Origin of the sequence: Flavobacterium mekongense (assembly GCF_047038255.1) — a bacterium.
GTDB classification, from domain to species: domain Bacteria; phylum Bacteroidota; class Bacteroidia; order Flavobacteriales; family Flavobacteriaceae; genus Flavobacterium; species Flavobacterium mekongense.
In genome coordinates, this window is sequence record NZ_CP174374.1 from 658,846 (window position 1) to 678,403 (window position 19,558).

General features: G+C 37.8%; 14 protein-coding genes. 4 read left to right on the top strand and 10 right to left on the bottom strand.

Annotation, left to right across the window (positions count from 1 at the left end):
• Positions 1 to 4: 4 nt before the first annotated feature.
• From ACJG85_RS02710 to ACJG85_RS02720, 3 genes are all read right to left on the bottom strand, one after another.
• Positions 5 to 976 (bottom strand): DUF4837 family protein, encoded by a 972-nt coding sequence (locus ACJG85_RS02710; RefSeq protein ID WP_409675073.1) that lies wholly within the window; start codon positions 974 to 976, stop codon positions 5 to 7.
• Positions 977 to 1,014: 38 nt separating this feature from the next.
• Positions 1,015 to 3,246, bottom strand: a complete 2,232-nt coding sequence (locus ACJG85_RS02715; protein ID WP_412476856.1) for a LysM peptidoglycan-binding domain-containing protein — start codon at positions 3,244 to 3,246, stop codon at positions 1,015 to 1,017.
• An 88-nt stretch (positions 3,247 to 3,334) separates the two neighbouring features.
• On the bottom strand, positions 3,335 to 4,522 hold the full coding sequence (locus ACJG85_RS02720; protein WP_412476857.1) for a phosphoglycerate kinase: 1,188 nt from the start codon (positions 4,520 to 4,522) through the stop codon (positions 3,335 to 3,337).
• A 234-nt stretch (positions 4,523 to 4,756) separates the two neighbouring features.
• Here ACJG85_RS02720 and ACJG85_RS02725 point away from each other — a divergent pair, with 234 nt between their 5' ends.
• Both ACJG85_RS02725 and ACJG85_RS02730 read left to right on the top strand, forming a co-directional pair.
• Positions 4,757 to 5,905, top strand: a complete 1,149-nt coding sequence (locus tag ACJG85_RS02725; RefSeq protein WP_412476858.1) for an ATP-binding protein — start codon at positions 4,757 to 4,759, stop codon at positions 5,903 to 5,905.
• A 4-nt stretch (positions 5,906 to 5,909) separates the two neighbouring features.
• Entirely contained in the window at positions 5,910 to 6,293 is a 384-nt protein-coding gene (locus ACJG85_RS02730; protein ID WP_412476859.1) for a DoxX family protein, read from the top strand.
• Here the strand turns inward: ACJG85_RS02730 and ACJG85_RS02735 are convergent.
• From ACJG85_RS02735 to ACJG85_RS02760, 6 genes are all read right to left on the bottom strand, one after another.
• Positions 6,285 to 8,555 carry a helix-turn-helix domain-containing protein gene (locus ACJG85_RS02735; RefSeq protein ID WP_412476860.1) on the bottom strand — a complete coding sequence of 757 codons (2,271 nt, stop codon included), beginning with the start codon at positions 8,553 to 8,555 and terminating at the stop codon, positions 6,285 to 6,287. The two genes, ACJG85_RS02730 and ACJG85_RS02735, sit on opposite strands and share 9 nt — an antisense overlap.
• Before the next feature lie 103 nt (positions 8,556 to 8,658).
• Positions 8,659 to 9,237: an OmpH family outer membrane protein gene (locus ACJG85_RS02740; protein ID WP_409675090.1), complete on the bottom strand. Its 579-nt coding sequence runs from the start codon at positions 9,235 to 9,237 to the stop codon at positions 8,659 to 8,661.
• 276 nt (positions 9,238 to 9,513) lie between these two features.
• Positions 9,514 to 10,359, bottom strand: a complete 846-nt coding sequence (locus tag ACJG85_RS02745; protein ID WP_412476861.1) for a class I SAM-dependent methyltransferase — start codon at positions 10,357 to 10,359, stop codon at positions 9,514 to 9,516.
• A 77-nt stretch (positions 10,360 to 10,436) separates the two neighbouring features.
• Positions 10,437 to 12,308 (bottom strand): tRNA uridine-5-carboxymethylaminomethyl(34) synthesis enzyme MnmG, encoded by a 1,872-nt coding sequence (mnmG, locus tag ACJG85_RS02750; protein WP_412476862.1) that lies wholly within the window; start codon positions 12,306 to 12,308, stop codon positions 10,437 to 10,439.
• A 3-nt stretch (positions 12,309 to 12,311) separates the two neighbouring features.
• Positions 12,312 to 12,734, bottom strand: a complete 423-nt coding sequence (gene ybeY, locus ACJG85_RS02755; protein WP_412476863.1) for an rRNA maturation RNase YbeY — start codon at positions 12,732 to 12,734, stop codon at positions 12,312 to 12,314.
• Positions 12,727 to 16,101 carry a DUF4175 family protein gene (locus ACJG85_RS02760; RefSeq protein WP_412476864.1) on the bottom strand — a complete coding sequence of 1,125 codons (3,375 nt, stop codon included), beginning with the start codon at positions 16,099 to 16,101 and terminating at the stop codon, positions 12,727 to 12,729. The genes ybeY and ACJG85_RS02760 overlap by 8 nt, the downstream gene beginning before the upstream one ends.
• A 209-nt stretch (positions 16,102 to 16,310) precedes the next feature.
• On the opposite strand from ACJG85_RS02760, the gene gltX reads away from it, so the two are divergent.
• Entirely contained in the window at positions 16,311 to 17,813 is a 1,503-nt protein-coding gene (gene gltX / locus ACJG85_RS02765; protein ID WP_412476865.1) for a glutamate--tRNA ligase, read from the top strand.
• 29 nt (positions 17,814 to 17,842) lie between these two features.
• Here gltX and ACJG85_RS02770 read toward each other — a convergent pair whose 3' ends face one another.
• Complete coding sequence (locus tag ACJG85_RS02770) at positions 17,843 to 18,487, bottom strand: PorT family protein (protein WP_412476866.1); 645 nt, start codon at positions 18,485 to 18,487, stop codon at positions 17,843 to 17,845.
• 79 nt (positions 18,488 to 18,566) lie between these two features.
• Here ACJG85_RS02770 and ACJG85_RS02775 point away from each other — a divergent pair, with 79 nt between their 5' ends.
• A complete protein-coding gene (locus ACJG85_RS02775; protein ID WP_324689532.1) occupies positions 18,567 to 19,553 on the top strand; it encodes an SPFH domain-containing protein in 987 nt (328 codons plus the stop codon).
• Positions 19,554 to 19,558 lie beyond the last annotated feature (5 nt).

A 19,558-nucleotide genomic window follows, 5' to 3' on the forward strand; every position in this document is an offset into this window, starting at 1 on the left:
TCGGTTATTTTTGGAATTGAATCGACTTGATGATGGATTCCAATTCAAACATCAAATCTCTTTTTTCTTTTGACGGTGCGTAGCAAAAACCCTCCAGCACTAAAATGCGTTTGTTGGGTTTGTCGAAAATGGTGTAATTGATAAACGGCCCCGACATAAAGTCGTTTTTCATTTGCCAAGTGCCTTTGGTTTCATACGTTTTTCGGTTGGCCAAAGCAATCTTGGAAAAATAAGGCGAATACGCTTCTTCGGTTAGCATTCGGGTTCTGGGAGCCGAGCCGTGAATGTACTTTCTCCCTATGGAATCTCGGGTTCTAACAATATCGTTAACAGCACTGCCGCTGTGAATGCTTTGCCATGGCAATTGGTAAATAATGATACTGGTGTTGCCGCTGGTAATTTCGCTTTTGAGCCAAATGAAATTCTTGCGTCGCATGACGTATTCGTATTTAGACGGAATCAGTAAATCGATATTGAATTTCTTTTGGATTTTTTTGGTGTCCAACAAGGAGTCTTTGAAGATTTTTTGGTTTTGGGCGATTTCGATATTTCTCATTTTTTGAATGATATCGGGCGCTTTCTCTTCCAATAATGCAATGATTTCGTTGGTAGACTTTCCGGTGATGTGAACGGCATTTTGTGGTGCGGAAAATTCATTCTGTTTGATTTCAAACTTGGTTTCGTTGCCTTTTTTAACCACTAAAATATTTCGGGAATCGGTTGAAAATCCTTCAAAGAGTTTTACCGGATATTGATTGATGGTGAATAAAGGTTCTTCTTGTGGTAAGCCTAAAACCGGTGACGCAAATTTGTTTCGAATGCTGTCGCCTACTTCTCCGTTCCAAAGTTGATCATCAATAATGACCGCTATGGTATTGATGGCTGCTGAAGATTCTTCGGAAAACTTGTCCTTTTTAAAAGAGCAAGAACTCGCGACAACCGCAACCAAAAGCCATAAAAAAAGGGTTTTATTCATAATTGAAGTAAAACCCAAATTTAGTTAAGATTTTCGGATTAACCGTTGTTAATTTTCAACTTCATCCCCGGCTTTAAACTTTCGTTTTTAATGCCGTTCCATTTTTTAATGTCGGATATGGTTACACCCGGATATTTTTTGGCTATGCTGAAAAGTGAGTCGCCTTTTTTTACGTAGTACAATTTGACTTCGCTTCTTTCGTTGGCGGCTATGTCCTCTTTTTTAGAAGCTTTGGTTTCGTTAACCGCTACTTCTTTTTTAGACACGATTAAAGTTTCGCCCAATTTTACATTGTTGTCCTCTAAACCATTCCATTCTTTAATTTCGGCCACAGTTACATTGTATTTTTTAGCAATAGTGCCTAAATATTCGCCTTTTTTAACTTTGTGTTCTACGATTTTTGTTTCTGTTTTCGGAGCTTCGGCTACAACTGCTTCATCTTTGTTGGCCAAGGCCAATTTCGAACCTAATTGCACATTTAAATCTTCCAGGTTGTTCCATTTTTTCAAATCTTCAATGCTGACATTGAATTTTTTGGCAATGCTAAACAAATTATCTCCTTTTTGTACTTCGTAAAAATCAGAGGCTTGAGTATTATCTTCGGTAGTATTGTCGTTAGTGGCAACAGCTGTTTCGATTTTGTCTGCTTTTACTTCTTTTCTGACAGTGGTTACTACACGTTCGTTTTTGATAATTTTCAAACTGGCTCCAAGAGCGATATTATTGCTTTTTAACTTATTCCATTTTTTAATTTCAGATACTGAAACACCGTACTTATTCGAAATCTCGCCTAAGTTATCACCACTTTTCACTCTATAATACTTGACTACATCTTTGTAGCTAACCACTTTTTCTTCCTTGTAAATTTTATTAGAAGCAGAGGCTATGGCAGTAGAATCGTTATCTTTAGGCGAGGTTTTGTTGGTTGACGCTACGGCAGTATTATCGTTCACATAAATTTTCAAACTTCTGCCCAACGGTGCTTTATTACTTCTTAGGCGATTCCATTTTTTCAAATCCGACATAGAAATACCGTACTTGTCTGAAATCTCACTTAGGCTGTCACCACGACGAACCTTGTGGTATTTAATTTTAGATGAAGTACCAATAGAATCTCTGGAAGCCAACATCGATTGGAAAGGCTTTTCTCTTCTGCTGGATTCGTAATCCGCATAAGCGTAAATCTTATCTTCATTAGAGGTAAACACCGCGATTTTGTCAACCGGTAATCTCAAGAAATGTTTTTCTCCGGTGATAAAAGGAATCTCATCTCTTTTGTAAGTCGGATTCAAAAACTGCAATTCCGCTACCGAAACATCTAGCAATTCCGAAAGTTGTTTGAAAGTTAACGGTTTTTTAATCATCACCGTATCAGTGGCAAAATGATTGGCAATAGATCTGTCCGGTTTGATGCCATGCTCTTTGTGGTATTCGAAAATGTACATGGTGGCTAAAAAAGCCGGTACATAGCCTTGTGTTTCTTTGTGCAAATACGGTCTGATGTTCCAGTAATTTTGTTTACCGCCCGAACGACGAATCGCTTTGGCTACATTCCCCGGTCCGGTATTGTAAGAAGCCAATACCAAATCCCAATCGCCAAAAATGGCATACATATTTTTCATGTATTGTGCGGCGGCGGCACTGGCTTTCAAAGGATCTCTTCGGTCATCGGCATAAGTATCTACTTTTAAGCCGTATTGTTTTCCGGTTTGGTACATGAACTGCCATAAACCGGTAGCGCCCACACGTGAAACCGCTCTTGGGTTAAGTGCCGATTCTACAACAGACAAATATTTGATTTCTAATGGAATATTCTGAGCCGCTAAAGCTTCTTCAAACAAAGGAAAATAGAATTGAGAAATACCCATTAGTCTTTCGAAAGAGCGCTTTCTGTTTTTCAAAAACGATTTGATAACGTTTTCTAAACCAACGTTATACTCGATGTTAAACGGCGATTTTTCATCTAATTTTCTGAGGCGTTCTTTTAAAAGTTCAGTAGGTAATTCGTAGTCCACCTTTTCATCAACATTGATATTTTTGATGTCTAAAGTCAATTCCTCATACAAGTCCAAACTGGCCAATTCCTTCATCCACATGCTGTCTATACATTGGGCAATGTTATCGTGCACAAAAGTAGCTTTGATGGAATCAAGATATTGTCGTTGGGTAAGCGGCGTCTTTTTGATAGGTGCTTTGATAATAGAATCTTGGGCAAAAACTGCCGAAGAAAGTAAAATTAAAGCCAAAGACGTTATTTTTTTTACAGTCATAAGTCTTGTTTGTTTTGTGGTATTTGTGTTGTTATTAATTCACCAATTAATAACGCAATTAATTGTCTTTTATTGTGTTACCGAATATTTAATCCAAAATAGCTGCAATTCCGGGTAAAACTCTTCCTTCTAACATCTCCAGCATAGCGCCTCCTCCGGTAGAAACATAACTCATTTTGTCTTCTAATCCGAATTGTTTCACCGCCGCAACCGAATCGCCTCCGCCCACTAATGAGAAAGCGCCGTTGGCTGTTGACTCGGCTATAAAATTACCTAATGTAATCGTTCCTTTGGCAAAGGTTTCCATTTCAAAAACGCCTAATGGTCCGTTCCAAAGAATGGTTTTAGAATCCATGATGACTTTTTTGAAATTCTCCAACGATTTTGGTCCGGCATCCAAACCTTGCCAACCGTCGGGAATTTCGCGAACATCAACAATTTGTGTGTTGGCATCGTTGGCAAAAGCATCGGCAGCCACCACATCAACCGGAATATGGATTTGTACATTTTTTTCTTTGGCCAAACGCAAAATTTCCAAGGCTAATTCTTGCTTGTCATCTTCACAAATAGAATCACCTATCTTTCCACCTAAGGCTTTCACGAAGGTAAACGTCATTCCACCGCCAATAATCATGTGGTCTACTTTGTCTAAAATATTTTCGATAACGGTAATTTTCGAAGAAACTTTTGACCCTCCTAAAACAGCGGTTACGGGTTTTACGGAGTTGTTCAATACTCTGTTCAAGCTGTCAATTTCTTTGGCTAAAAGGAATCCGAAACACTTATTGGTTGGAAAAAATTGAGCGATGATAGTTGTTGAAGCATGCGCTCTGTGTGCTGTCCCGAAAGCATCATTCACATAAATATCACCAAGCGAAGCTAATTCTTTAGCGAAATTGACATCGCCGGCTTCTTCTTCTGCATAAAATCGGAGGTTTTCCAACAATAATACTTGTCCGGGTTTCAAATTTTGAGCAGCATTTTGTGCTACAGCTCCACGACAATCTTCAGCAAAAAGAACAGGAAAGCCTAAAACTTCTGAAGTCTTAGCTACGATATGTCTGAGTGAAAATTGGTCTTGTTTACCTTTTGGTCTTCCTAAATGCGACATCAAGATAACACTTCCGCCGTCGGCTAAAATTTTATCGATAGTTGGTTTTGCGGCTTCAATGCGATTGGCATCAGTTACATTAAAATGCTCATCTAAAGGCACGTTAAAATCAACTCGAATAATGGCTTTTTTGGCGTTAAAATTGAAATCTTGTAATGTTTTCATTTGAAAATGTAAAGGTTTTGAATCCGTGCAAATATAGTAAATTTTAATTTTATCGTTCTTTTTGTAGCTTTTATCGATGTTTTTTAAGGTTTTTTTAAGACTTAAGCGATTTATTTTCAAGGATATACTTAAGCCCTTACCGGCTCTTTGGTTTCGAGCTGGTTTAAGCCAACTGTTGCCTAATCGTTGAAATTTGATTTTCTATTAGGAAAAAAATTGCGCTATATTTGCTCTATGCAGTTTTCAGAAATATTAGGTCAGGAATACCTCAAAAGTCACTTGATAAAAAGCGCTTCTTCGGGAAGAATTCCGCACGCCCAATTGTTTGTTGGTCCGGAAGGTTGCGGAACCTTACCTATGGCAATTGCTTATGCGCAATATGTTTTGTGTTTGAATTCGGGTATGGAAAATTCCGGTGGTCATGAAAGCTGTAACCTGAAATTTCAAACCTTATCGCATCCCGATTTGCATTTTATTTATCCGAATGTCACCAACGACGAGGTTAAATCGAAGCCCAGAAGTGCTGATTTTATAGCTGATTGGAGGGCTTTTGTTTTGAAAAATCCATATGGAAGTTTGTTCGATTGGTACAAACATTTGGGCGTGGAAAAAAAACAAGGCATGATTCGCGTAGAAGATGCGCAAGACATTTTAAAATCCTTAGCCTTAAAATCGTACGAAGGCGGTTATAAAGTAATGATTGTTTGGATGGTCGAAAAAATGAACATCGAAGCGTCAAACAAACTACTGAAACTTTTAGAAGAACCGCCGGATAAAACGCTTTTCATTTTAATTTCTGAAAACGAAGAAGACATCATTCAAACCATACGTTCCCGTTGCCAAGTATTGCATTTTGGGGCTTTACCGGAAGCTGTGATTGCCAAAGCCATGCGAGAGAAGTATTTTTTGGACGAACCTTCGGCCTTGAAAGTGGCGCATTTATCGCAAGGCAATTATAACAAAGCCATTCACATTTTAAACAATGACAACAACGATTTTCCGTTTGAGAAATGGTTTGTAGATTGGGTTCGAGCGGCGTTCAGAGCCAAAGGTAATGCTTCGGCTATTCAGGACTTGATTTCCTGGAGCGAAGAATTGGCAGATATTGGTCGCGAAGGTCAAAAGCAATTTTTATCCTATTGTATTGATCTGTTTCGTCAAGCACTGTTGCTGAATTATCAGGCTGAAAAATTGGTGTATTTGGAGCCGGAAGTAGAAGGCTTTAAGTTGGAAAAATTCGCGCCCTTTGTGACAGGAAATAATATCACTGAAATATTCAAAGAGCTATCCGATGCTTCGTATCACATTGAGCGCAACGGAAATGCAAAAATTATTTTAACCGATTTATCTATAAAACTAACACGATTAATCCATAAAAATTAAACCTATGAACAATACAGCCTCTATTTTAGTCTTGCTTTTTTTGGCGGTTACCTTTGTGCAATCGGCTTACGATAAAGTGTTTGCTTGGAAAGGCAACGTAGAATGGTTGAAAGGTCATTTTGCCCAAACCATTTTGAAAAAAAATGTGCCTTTGGCCTTGTTTATCATTCTTGTTTTAGAGTTGATTACCGGTGTTTTAACCCTTGTAGGTTGCGTTGAATTATGGGTTAACGGTGGCAAATCCTGGGGATTGTATGGCGCTATTTTTTCGTCGGTGACATTAATCTTTTTGCTTTTAGGACAACGTTTGGCCAAAGATTATGACGGTGCGCGCACCATTGCCATTTATTTTGTGCCTTCGGTATTGGCTGTTTGGTGGTTAAGTTAAGCCGCTTTTTCGGGCCGCTTGGTACATTTTCAATTCGTCCCAAGTAAATTCGTCTCCGTATTTTTCTTTTAAACTGCCCAGCGATTCTTCTTTATGATTTTTGAAAGCTTTGGCTAAGGCTGCTATCTTATCTTCCGGCAAAATGGCGGAAATGGATATGGTTTCTGTTTCTATTAATTTAGCCAAATGCGAGCTGATGGTTTGCACAGTTAACTTTCTGACCGCTGCAATTTCTTTGATGGTATACTGTTGCAGCCATAGTTCGTAGGTTTCCTGAACCGTAGATTTTTTGGGTGTTTTTTCCTTTTTGTTTTTGGTATAACGCAACGGTTCTTCATCGTTTATTAATGAAACATGGCTGTTTTTGTAGGCTTGGCGAACAGCTTCTGCTTTGGTAAATCGGTAAGTTTTAATAGCTTCCGAAGTTAATTTTTCTTTGGAGATGGTTTCGCCATTGGCTACTGTTTCTATTAAAAGTTTGGCTTTCATCAATCGGATTACTGTTTTGGTTTGCAGTTCTTCCAAGACAAGTAATTCTTCAAAATACGCTTTCGCTTTTTTCATTCGCATCACTTCTTCGAGTTGCCAAAGGAGGTCGTACGTTAATTGATCGAGTATAGGAAAAAAATAATCGTAAGCCGAAAAGATTCTGTTTTTAACAAAATGAAAATCAACTTCTTCCGTAAACAATTTGTTCAGTTGTGCGATAAATTTATGCGACGGATCAGTTAGTTGTTGCAAGGTTTCCCATTGCTTATTCGCCCAATCTTTGTGCTGTGTTTTGAGGGCCAAAGCTGTTTTTTCGTTGTAACTGTACCAATGATTTCGCCATTCTTGTACTAAAACCGACCAATCGAAAGCTGCAATCAAATATTGACGGATGAAATTTTTGGTTTCTTTGTGCAGTGTGTTTTCTAAAGTTTGGCTTTCCGCTTTGTTAAGGGCATAATTCATCACCTCCTGATCGTTTGAAATCCCATTCATTTGCAACGGAGAAAGCAATACAAGGCCATTTAACGAACGCAAACGCGATAATGCCACATAGGCTTGTCCGGGCAAAAAAACATCAGCTACATCGAGCGCAGCTTTGTCGAAGGTTAATCCTTGACTTTTGTGTACCGTAATCGCCCAAGCCAATTTGATGGGATAATGGGTAAATGTCCCTAAAACTTCCTCTTCTATCTCTTTGGTGTTTTCGTTTACAGTGTATCGGATGTTTTCCCAAACATATTTTTCGACTTCAATTGTAGTGTTTTCTTCCGGAAAATGCACCCAAATTTCTCGCTCCGACAAGGTTTGAATAATCCCCATTTTTCCGTTGAAAAATTTCTTTTCCGGAGTACTGTCGTTTTTAATGAACATAATCTGAGCGCCCACTTTCAGTTCGAGTTTCTCTTCCAACGGGAAAATTTTATCCGGAAAATCACCAATTACATCTGCTCTGAAGAAAAAAGTTTCCCCTTGTAAATCTTGTAAAGACTGAGCGTTAATAGTATCGGCTTTGTGGTTGTGTGTAGTTAAAGTGATGTAACCTTTATTAGCTTTTAAATCGAATTTAGGCTGGACAAATTGGTTTAAAACTTGAATGTCATTAGCAGTAATCTTGTTGATTCTAAGGTTGTTCAAGACCGAAATAAAAGCATCATCCGTTTGGCGAAAAATCTTTGATAGTTCAATATAAATGGGTGGATTTTTTTCAATCACATGGGCGTGAAAAAAGAATTTTCCTTTGTAATAGCGACTTAATGTTCGCCATTCATCTTCCCGAATCACTGGCGGAAGCTGGAGCAAATCGCCAATAAATAACACTTGTACACCGCCGAAAACTTGGTTGTTTTTACGAACGGTTTGCATCATAAAATCCATGGCGTCTAATAAATCGACGCGAAGCATACTAACCTCGTCGATGATTAGCAATTCCATGTTGCGAATTACGGCCTTTTTTAAGCCGCTCATTTTGAAGTGTCTTCGAAGCGTTAATCGGCTTTCAAACTTAGAAGAATCCGTGAATTGAGGCGAAGAATTATCGGGTAAAAAACCCCCCAACGGCAACTGGAACATCGAATGAATCGTTACACCTCCCGCATTCAAAGCGGCTATACCGGTTGGTGCTACAACGACGGTATTTTTGTGTGTTGTTTGGATGATTTCTTTGAGTAAGGTAGTTTTACCTGTACCGGCTTTTCCGGTTAGAAAAACAGAGCAATTGGTTTGGTTGATGAATTGCAATACATATTGGGCTTCGGCAGTTACAGACTTCATGGCTTATAAGTTTTATCTTATACAAATGTAAAGCATTGTCTTTCAATACACAACAAAAAAGCGCCTTAAAAAAGACGCTTTAAAGATTGGTTAGGATAGTAATTTATTTCTTTTCCTCTTTTTTAGCTGCAGGTTTTTCTTCTTTTTTATCGGTTGACTTGTATTTGTCGTTGACTAATTTGATGATTTCTTTAGTAATGTCGTAACTGTCTTTAGCATATAAAACTGAAGCAATGTCACCAGTACCGTAGATGTAATCATAGCCTTTGTCTTTGCCGTATTCTTTGATTACTTTTCTGTAACTGCTTACTAAGGAATCCATTTCTACACCGCTTTCGCTTTGTAACTGTTGTAACATCGCTTGCTGTGCGTAGCTTAATTCTTGCTCTCTTCTTTGCAATTCAGCACCTTTTTGCTGAGCCCAAACTTGACCATTCGCTTGTGCATTTTTTTGGAAATTGGCAGCTTCCGACTTGAAACGGTTCACTTCTACTTCCAATTGGCTGCCCATGACTTTGGATTTGTCTTTGTATTTTTCGGCTATGTCTTTGGCTTCTGTTGATTCTTCCATCAATTTAGAAGTGTCGATGTAAGCGGTTTTGAATTCTTTTACTTCGGTCGTTTTATTGCATGAAAAGAATGAAATAGCCAATGCAAAAAGGATAACTGTTTTTTTACTCATGATATATAATTGATTTTTGGTACAAGTGAATTTTCAACTTCACTATTATTTAGATAAATTAATTTTTCGTTTCAAAAATATAAAAATAAAGACAATAATAAGGCTGAAAACAGCATAGACAACACTATAGTTTTTAATTATTGTTTTTAAAAGTCATATAATCTTGTATTATTAAATTCGGCTTCAAATAAAGCGTTTTAAACAAACATCTTGTTTTAGGCAACCCAACACACATTTGTGATGTATTGCGTTAAAACTCGTTGATTTATTTGGTTTTTATTGATTTTTCAGGATGTAAATGTGCGAAGAATACTCGTTTGTTTTCTTTCCGTTAAGATTTGACTTTAAACCGACAAAAAAAGCTCTGATGAAATTCATACGCCCGGTTTTGTATTTTTCAGACAGCAAGCTCACGTAAAAACTATCAAACTTCATTGGTAAAACAGCTGTTAATTGAATTCCTTTTTCGGCAAATAATTTTTCAATAGCCGTTTTGGAGAAATGCCAAATATGTCTCGGCACATCATAAGCCGCCCAATGTCTGCCATAAAAATTTGCATCAAACGATTTAAAATTTGGTACGGCAATAATTATGGTGCCGGTTGGCTTAATTAACCTTTTCAATTCGGATAAATAGTCTTCTAAATTAGGAACATGCTCTAATACGTGCCACATGGTAATAATGTCGAAAGAGTGGCTTTCCAAATCAGATAAACTATTGGCAAAATTTACACCTTTGTTGATGGCTATTCCTTTGGCTTTTGGGCTTGGTTCAATTCCGGTAATATTCCAACCATCATTTTTGGCCACAACTAAAAAGTCACCCGTTCCCGCACCAATGTCTAATAATTTTCCTTTAGCCGATTGTGCGTTGATTAATTTCAATTTGTTCTTAAGAGCAATGCCTTTAATGAAATGATACACTCTTTCAAACAAAGAACGCTTTCCGTCGGTGTGCGAAATATAGTCTTCGCTTTCATAATAGGACGGTAATTTTTCCAAACTCGGTTTTGGAAAGGTCATTAAAAGATCATACTCAGGATTATGATGCAGTTCAAAAATTTCTTTTGAAACCGAATAATCTTTAACTTTTTGAAAAAAAATATTGTTTTGAAAACTCATAGAACTCTTTATTGGTAAGGGTTGGCAAGCTTAGTTTCACGTGGAACGCAAAAACGATTTGATTTTGTATTTTTAAATTATCGTCCCATGTAAATCAACAATACCGAAATATCAGCAGGAGAAACACCGCTGATTCTTGAGGCTTGTGAAATAGTAATAGGACGAATAGCCGTTAATTTTTGCTTGGCTTCAATCGACATGGATTTGATTTTATAATAATCGAAATTTTCCGGGATTTTAATATCTTCTAAACGCGTCAGCTTTTCGGCGTTGTTTCTTTCTTTTTCGATGTATCCGGAATACTTCACTTGTATTTCGGCTTGTTCGATAATTTCTTTATCCAAATCATTATCCTGAATATATTGCTGTACTTTTTCAAATTTTAATATATCTTCTAAATCAATTTGAGGACGAGAAAAAACTTTAAACATCTTATCCGATTGTGTCATGGGAGAACTTTCCTTTTCGACTAAAATCGGATTGGCTTCTTCGTGAGTCAAACTGGTTTCCTTAAAGAAATTCACCATCTTTTCACTTTCATTGAATTTGTGTTCCATACGACGCATTCGCTTTTCAGAAGCTAATCCAATTTCATAAGATTTAGGCGTTAATCTGAAATCGGCATTATCCTGACGCAATAGCGTTCGGTATTCAGCACGAGAAGTAAACATACGATAAGGTTCTTCCGTTCCTTTGGTAATTAAGTCGTCGATTAAAACTCCGATGTAAGCTTCATCTCTGCGAAGAATCATCGGTTCCATTTCTTTGACTTTCAAAGCAGCATTGATTCCGGCCATTAAACCTTGCGAGGCAGCTTCTTCATAACCGGTTGTACCATTAATTTGTCCGGCAAAATATAAGCCTTCAACCAACTTGGTTTCTAAAGTATGTTTTAATTGCGTAGGCGGAAAATAATCATACTCAATCGCATAACCCGGACGGAAAAACTTCACTTTTTCAAAACCTTCCACAGAACGCAAGGCTTTAAACTGAATGTCTTCCGGTAAAGAAGTTGAGAAACCGTTCACATAAACTTCAACAGTATTCCAACCTTCCGGTTCTACGAAAAGCTGGTGTCTTTCTTTATCGGCAAAGCGATTAATCTTGTCTTCTATAGATGGACAATATCTTGGCCCGATACTTTTGATTCTACCATTAAACATTGGGGAACGATCAAAGCCCTCACGTAAAATATCATGCACTTCATTAGAAGTGTAAGTCATATGACAAAGCAATTGGTGCGTTAAAGGTTTGGTTTCATCTGAATAAGAAAACTTGTCCGGCACCAAATCCCCCGGTTCTTCTCTCATTTTAGAATAATCCAAAGAACGACCATCTACTCTTGGCGGCGTTCCGGTTTTCATTCTACCAGCTTGGAACCCAACATTAATCAAATCTTCAGTAATACCAAAAGCTGCACTTTCTCCTGCTCTACCGCCGCCAAATTGCTTGTCGCCAATATGAATTAGCCCATTCAAAAAAGTACCGTTGGTTAAAATAACCGTTTTGGCTTTAATTTCAATTCCGAGAGAAGTTACAATTCCTTCAACTTTGTTGTTTTTTATCAAAAGCCCTTTAACCATCTCTTGATAAAAATCAAGATTAGGCGTTCTTTCCAACATCAAACGCCATTCTTCAGAAAACCGCATTCTGTCACTTTGAACGCGAGGCGACCACATGGCAGGCCCTTTGGATTTGTTCAGCATTTTGAACTGCACTGCTGTTTTATCAGAAACAATTCCGGAGTAACCACCCAAAGCATCAATCTCTCGAACGATTTGACCTTTGGCGATTCCTCCCATGGCAGGATTGCAAGACATTTGAGCAATGTTTTGCAAACTCATCGTGACCAATAAAGTTTTACAACCTAAATTGGCCGCTGAAGCGGCGGCTTCACAACCGGCATGGCCGGCACCCACAACAATAGTATCGTATTTTTCTAAAAACATTTTCTAATTGTGTTTCACGTGGAACATCTTCATTTTTTCTTCTTCCTTCACACGCATTAATTGCTCATCACCATCAGATTTATCTTTATAACCACAGTAGTGCAAAACACCGTGAACCATAACGCGTTTTAATTCATCTTCAAAAGAGACATTAAAATCTGCTGCATTATCTTTAACGCGTTCAATAGAAATGAAAATATCGCCGTGTAGTTCATTTCCCACAGAATAATCAAAGCTGATAATGTCTGTAAGCGTATCGTGGTCTAAATACTGCTTGTTAATTTCAAGCAAATAGTCATCGTCGCAGAATATATAGTTAATCTCACCTTCGTTCTTTATTTCGGATTTAATGACTTCGGTTAACCAAGCCGCAAAAGCAGATTCATTATCTAAAGCAAAATCGCATTCGTAATTAAAACTAATCATTATTGATAAAGTATTCTTGAACCTTCTGGTTAAAATTGGAGCGCAAAGGTAAGCTTTGTCTATTTAAAATTTCAATGCTGTTTAAATATTCTTGTAACCTTGTTGGTAAAGCATTGGCTTGATTACTAAATTCTTTCTTATTGGTTTCCGATTGGCGCTTCTTATCTTGTCCTTGTTGTTGCACTGCCTTTTCAAGTTTCAGCAGTTCGTATTTAAGATTTAAAACTTTCTGCAGCGTTTCATTATTAAAGCCTTTATTCAATAATTGTTTCTCAATTTGCTTCATTTGATCTAAAGCATTTTGACCATTACCACCAATACCTTGCTTTTTTAATTCCTTTTCTAAAGCTTCACGCAATTGCTGCTGTTCTTTGTAGATTTCCATAATAGCTTTTGCATCGCCTTCACCATCTTGTCCTTGCTCACCTCCTTTTTCGTTCCCTTGGCTTTGGCCTGAATTTCCGCCTTTTTGACCTTTACCTTCTTTACTGCCTTGTTGACCTTGACCCTGCTTTTCACCTTCTTTACCTTCTTGTCCTTCACCAGGTTTCTCACCCTTTTTTATGCCTTTCTTCATCTTGTCGGCAAGACTTTCCTGCTTTTTGATAATATCCGGCAACTGCATACCGGCACCTTGACCTTGACCAGGTTTAGGTTTGCCTTTCCCCTGTCCTTCCATTTGAAGAGACATTTGCATACTATTAAGAACGTCACTAAGCATATCCGCCAATCTATTGGCTGAAGAAACAGCATATTGCTGGTGAGAATTTCCTTTAGATACATTAGCTTCAGCTAACGTTTCGAGTGCTTTGTCAACGTTATATTGAACGTTACCAATCTCCTTAGTTACGTCTTCGGCGATTTTAGGGTTGCGCAATGACATGGCAAATAAACTGTCATCAACATGTTTAAATTGATGCTTCAAATCTTGTTGTATTTTAAGATTTTTATTGAAAGAGGGTGCGCCACGTTTCAAATTTTTGAACTGCTTCATCACCTCTTCCTGAGAAAATGAATATGCTAACAAATTGTCCAAAATCTGGCGCAACATAGCCACATCTTCTTCCATTTGTTCCATATCACCAGACTGCATTTGCTCTGCCATTTTCTGGCTCATTTGTTTCATCTTCTTAGCAGCACTCTTTTGCTTTGGCTTCGCTTTCTCTTTTTGTTGCTTTTGCAATTGCTCCTTAGCATTCTTCATGTCTTCATCTATGCTCTTCTCTTGCTCATCTGAATTGGGAATATCCATTGGTGATTTCAACTCTTTGTTTTCCTGTTCTAATTCGTTTAATTCTTGCTGAAGCTTATTAAACTCCTTATTAATGTCCTCTTGCTTCTCTGCTGAATTTTCTTCAACTTTATCGGCCAACTTGTCTTGCTTATCCGCAAGTTTATCTAGTTTATTGGCAATTTGTTCCGCTTTCTTTTCAACGTAATAACGCTTGGTTAGCTCAACCAACTGCTCTAAACTCTTGGTTTGGTTTTTACTCGCTTGTTGGAACTTTTGCATTTTTTCGAACAACTCTTCTTTGCTGATTTTATCATTCAGCTTTTGCAATTCGTCCAACAACTTTTTGTTCTTCTCCAATTCTTCTTTGGTTTTCTCTAAACGGTCTTGCAATAATTCTTTCTTCTCGTCTTTTTTCTCCGATTTAAATTGCTCCAAATTCTCCTTCATCTTCTCTGAAAACTCTTTCATCATTTCGTCTTGTTGCTTTTGACGTTGAATGAAATCGCTAACTTTTTGTTGCTCTTTGTAATCTAAATTATCCTTCTCTTTACCCATTTTTTGCAACTTCTCCATTTCGGACAATTGTTTGTCTTGGGCTTTTAACGATTTGGCTAACGAATTGATATTGTCATTTTGCTGTTGCAACATTTCATCTTGTTTCTCGGTCTCAGTCGCAATGCGGTTGCTGAATACAGCTGATTTGGAGCTTTTGAAATTGTGAATGACATCATTATCGAAAATCTCAAAATAGTACTCATATGAAACACCTTCTTCTACCGGAAGATTACTCGGAAAAGCAAACACAAACTGATCATAAACATCTTTCTTAACGTTGATAAGCGCTTTTTTAGCTGTGTTGGGATTGTCCTTAGGATAATAAACAATTTGAAGTTTAGAAAGCCCGTAATCATCCGAAACTTGTCCGAGAACATAATTCTTATTGACTTTTAAACTATCCGGCGCATTGTTAACTGTGATTGTTGGAAATTGATCTTTGATAACAGAAATCTGATAATTCAATTTTTCGTAGTGCTGCACTTTATTGTTGGACGTCAAGATTTGATACTCTACATTTTGTAGAATGCTTTTCGAAAGTGTAAACACATTGTCCTGTTTGGCGAAAGTAAAGCGATTGGCAGCATTCACCCAATCCACTTTTTGAGTGGCCAAAGTGTTCATTCGCCAAGTAACTTTGGTTCCTTCAGGAATAACAGCATTTCCGGTGCCTTTGATTACCTCCGCTTTTTTATTCAAATAAGCCGGGAAATTCAGAATCATTTCGAAGTTGGCTATGGATGGAACCGTAACTACTTTAAGTTCATAATCGTGCGAACTTACTTCGTTAGCTTCGATATGAAATTCAATATCTTCGGATGGTTTCGGAATGACAAATTCAAATTCTCCTGCTTTAGTAGTTTCCATAAAGTAACTTTCATCGCCTATATAAATCATAGCGTTTTCCGGAACTACTTTACCAACAGTTTTAACTTTAACCAAGAAATCTTTGTTCTGTTCGGTTTGCAAATCATTGTTCACCAACACAATTTCAAAAGGTGCCGGCGGTGTAAATTGTTGTTTGAAGTTTACCACACGATTGAAACTTTGTGATAAAATTTCGCCTTTTCCCGAGATCAGGAAAAACAAAAAGAACAAAATCGGAATCACGGCCAGTGGTAAATACTTTTTATTCTTGCCTAAATTGATGGCATTGCCAAAAGGAATTGGCTGTAAAGTGGCGGCTTTCTGTTCAATCGAAGCCAACAATAATTCCGATTGGTTTCGGTCTTGTGACAATTGTAAAAAGTTGGTCAGCTTATCGCCTACTTCATTAAAATGGTTTCCGATAATGTTGGACGCTTGGTTATAATCGATTCCTTTTTGCAATTTGAATAGCTTAAACAATGGGAAAAGAATAAATCGCAACAACAGAAACAATTCTACCGCTACAAAAAGCACAAACAAAACCGTTCGCGCTGCAGGTTTAAGCCATAAGAAATACTCAACAAACAGCGTGAAGATAAAATAAAGCAAACCAATGCCGACGAAAAAAATAGTACCGCGCAGCAATTCATTGGTATAAAACTTTCGAATAAAGTCTTCTAACTTCTGATAAATAAGGGTTGATTTTTCCAATTTTGAGCCAATCTTTTTTATAACCGATAAATGTACAATTTTTGGCGAATAACTAACGTTAAAAATTTGTCAATGAAAATGTCTTGAAAATGAAGCGGTAACACGAGTCAAAAACTTCCAACTTCTAACTTCCAACTTCTAACTTCTGTTTATCTTTGTACACACTTCGACAAGCTCAGTGTTAATATGAATAACCCTAAATTATAAAAATGTCAAGACCAGTTAGAGTTCGTTTTGCTCCCAGTCCAACCGGACCATTGCACATTGGCGGCGTGAGAACAGCCTTATTTAATTATTTATTTGCCAAAAAACACAACGGTGTATTCTATTTGCGAATTGAAGATACCGACCAAAACCGTTTTGTTCCCGGAGCGGAGCAATACATTTTTGAAGCTTTGGATTGGTTGGGTATTGCGCCAAGTGAAACCGTTGGAAAGAATGAAAAATTTGGTCCGTACCGTCAAAGCGAAAGAAAGCATTTGTACAAACAATATGCGGATCAGTTGGTAAATTCGGGCTGGGCTTACTATGCTTTTGACACAGCCGAGGCCTTAGACAATCACAGAAAGCAACATGAAGCCGAAGGGAAAACCTTTATTTACAATTGGCACAATCGTGAAAAATTAGACACTTCATTAGTTATTTCGGCAACAGAAACCGAAAAAAGAATTGCTAATGGCGAAGCGTATGTGATTCGTTTTAAAACGCCGGTAAATGAAACTTTGCATTTACACGATATCATTCGCGGTGACTTGAAGTTTGAAACCAATTTATTAGACGATAAAGTACTGTTTAAGTCGGATGGTATGCCAACGTACCATTTAGCCAATATTGTAGACGACCATTTAATGGAAACCTCACATGTGATTCGTGGAGAAGAATGGTTGCCGAGTTTGCCTTTGCACAGTTTATTATACAAAGCCTTTGGTTGGGAAGCGCCTGAATTTGCACATTTACCGCTGATATTAAAACCAATCGGAAACGGAAAATTATCCAAACGCGATGGGGATAAAATGGGCTTTCCTGTATTTCCGTTAGAGTGGAAAAGCGAAGAAGGTGTTTCATCGGGTTACCGAGAAAAAGGATTTTTCCCGGAAGCAGTAGTGAACTTTTTGGCCTTATTGGGTTGGAACGACGGCACCGAACAGGAAATCTTTTCTTTAGAAGAATTGGCTGAAAAATTCGATTTGAATCGCGTACACAAAGCCGGAGCCAAATTTGATCCGGAGAAAAACAAATGGTTCAATCACCACTATTTACAACAACAAAGCAATGAAAGTTTAGCAGAAGCTTTTGCACCAACTTTAGCTGAAAAAGGCATCTCGACTGCGCTCGATGTGACAAAAGTAGTATCGTTAATTAAAGAGCGTGCCAATTTTGTTTCAGAATTTTGGGATTTGGCCGATTATTTCTTTGTAGCACCTACAGCTTATGATGAAAAAGCAGCTAAGAACTGGAAAGAAGATACGCCGCATTTGATGCGGCAATTGATTTCGGTATTGGAAAATATTGGCGATTTTACGTCAGTCAACATCGAAACCATCGTAAAAGATTGGATGACCAAAAGCGAAATTGGTATGGGAAAAGTGATGCAACCCTTCCGATTGAGTTTGGTTGGTGCACTTAAAGGACCACATCTTTTTGATATCGTGGAATTGATTGGAAAAGAAGAAACCATCAAACGACTGGAAAAAGCGATAGCTACATTATAAAAAAAGCCCCGAGTCTCGGGGCTTTTCTTTTATAGATTAATAATCACTTGTCCGTTAATACTACCTAAATTTCCCTTAAAGGTATCACCGTTATTCAATACTTTTAAAGTATCGTCTTTGTTGAGTTTGTTTAAGATGTTGGTAAAACCGTATTCATAAAAAAGCACCGCTCTGATGGTTTTACTACCGGCAGAACATCCCAAATAGAAATTACCACTAACCGGTGATATATCCACAATTTGATTGGCCGCTAACAACGTTCCTTTCAGGATTCGGTTTTCATCGGTTGGATCTACTTTAAGTTTGCCGTTGACTTGCAAAACCGGACCAAAATCCAGAGACACGTGGTCTTCCACCACATTATAACTGAACAAAATACGTACTTGAACACCTTGAATATTGTATTTGATATCTTGATTAAAGGAAGATTCCAAAGAGAAGTTATTGCTAAAAAACTGCATCCCGTAAATCATGCTCCAATTGTTGTAATAATTACCACGAACCGAAAGTCCGCCCGCAAAACCCATACCCGGAGAAGCTTTGAAGTTGTTGGTGAATAAAGTAGTTTGTGAAATTCCGGCTGAAATACCGATACGATTCCCATCTCGGTTACCGTATTGAGCGAAACCTAAAGTTGCAAAAAACAACAATAGCAAAGTAAGTTTTTTGTTCATGTAATGTTGACAGTTAATTTGTAACAAACATACATATATTTTCGTACAACCTATTTTAATCACTAAAATTTAAAATAGTATGGAATTTATTATCATCCCAATTGTATTTGGTGTTCTTTTTCTGTTCGCTTGCTTTTTTACCGTAAAGCAACAAACGGCTGTAGTCGTAGAACGATTTGGTAAGTTTTTGAGCATCCGCAACTCGGGTTTGCAGCTTAAAATTCCGGTAATCGACCGTATTGCAGGTCGTGTAAATTTGAGGATTCAACAATTGGATGTCATCATCGAAACCAAAACCAAAGATAACGTATTCGTAAAAATGAAAGTGTCGGTTCAGTTTAAAGTTATCCAAGAAAAAGTGTATGAAGCTTTTTATAAGTTAGAATATCCTCACGATCAAATCACTGCTTATGTGTTTGATGTAGTTCGTGCCGAGGTGCCGAAATTGAAATTAGACGATGTTTTTGAAAGAAAAGACGATATCGCGATAGCCGTGAAACGCGAACTAAACGAAGCGATGATGACTTACGGTTATGACATTATCAACACCTTGGTAACGGATATCGATCCGGACATGCAAGTAAAAAATGCAATGAACCGAATCAACGCGGCTGATAGAGAAAAAACTGCAGCCGAATTCGAATCGGAAGCCCAAAGAATCCGTATTGTAGCCAAAGCCAAAGCCGAAGCTGAAAGCAAACGCTTACAAGGGCAAGGTATAGCTGATCAAAGAAGAGAAATTGCGCGCGGTTTGGTAGAAAGTGTGGAAGTATTGAACAATGTAGGCATCAATTCGCAAGAAGCTTCGGCATTGATTGTGGTAACACAACACTATGATACTTTACAAGCTATTGGTGCCGATACCAACTCGAACTTAATCTTGTTACCTAATTCACCTCAAGCCGGAAGTGATATGTTGAACAATATGGTGGCCAGTTTTACAGCGAGTAACCAAGTTGGTGAAGTGATGAAAAACGCCCCTAAACGCATTAAAAAGAAAGAAGATCACACTTCTACCGATTACAATCCGTCGGATACTTCCAATCCGGAAGAACCGAAAAAGTAACAACA

Coding starts and splice junctions, on each gene's coding strand:
- ACJG85_RS02710 (WP_409675073.1), bottom strand. CDS start 976: ATGAATAAAACCCTTTTTTTATGGCTTTTGGTTGCGGTTGTCGCGAGT.
- ACJG85_RS02715 (WP_412476856.1), bottom strand. CDS start 3,246: ATGACTGTAAAAAAAATAACGTCTTTGGCTTTAATTTTACTTTCTTCG.
- ACJG85_RS02720 (WP_412476857.1), bottom strand. CDS start 4,522: ATGAAAACATTACAAGATTTCAATTTTAACGCCAAAAAAGCCATTATT.
- ACJG85_RS02725 (WP_412476858.1), top strand. CDS start 4,757: ATGCAGTTTTCAGAAATATTAGGTCAGGAATACCTCAAAAGTCACTTG.
- ACJG85_RS02730 (WP_412476859.1), top strand. CDS start 5,910: ATGAACAATACAGCCTCTATTTTAGTCTTGCTTTTTTTGGCGGTTACC.
- ACJG85_RS02735 (WP_412476860.1), bottom strand. CDS start 8,555: ATGAAGTCTGTAACTGCCGAAGCCCAATATGTATTGCAATTCATCAAC.
- ACJG85_RS02740 (WP_409675090.1), bottom strand. CDS start 9,237: ATGAGTAAAAAAACAGTTATCCTTTTTGCATTGGCTATTTCATTCTTT.
- ACJG85_RS02745 (WP_412476861.1), bottom strand. CDS start 10,359: ATGAGTTTTCAAAACAATATTTTTTTTCAAAAAGTTAAAGATTATTCG.
- mnmG (WP_412476862.1), bottom strand. CDS start 12,308: ATGTTTTTAGAAAAATACGATACTATTGTTGTGGGTGCCGGCCATGCC.
- ybeY (WP_412476863.1), bottom strand. CDS start 12,734: ATGATTAGTTTTAATTACGAATGCGATTTTGCTTTAGATAATGAATCT.
- gltX (WP_412476865.1), top strand. CDS start 16,311: ATGTCAAGACCAGTTAGAGTTCGTTTTGCTCCCAGTCCAACCGGACCA.
- ACJG85_RS02770 (WP_412476866.1), bottom strand. CDS start 18,487: ATGAACAAAAAACTTACTTTGCTATTGTTGTTTTTTGCAACTTTAGGT.
- ACJG85_RS02775 (WP_324689532.1), top strand. CDS start 18,567: ATGGAATTTATTATCATCCCAATTGTATTTGGTGTTCTTTTTCTGTTC.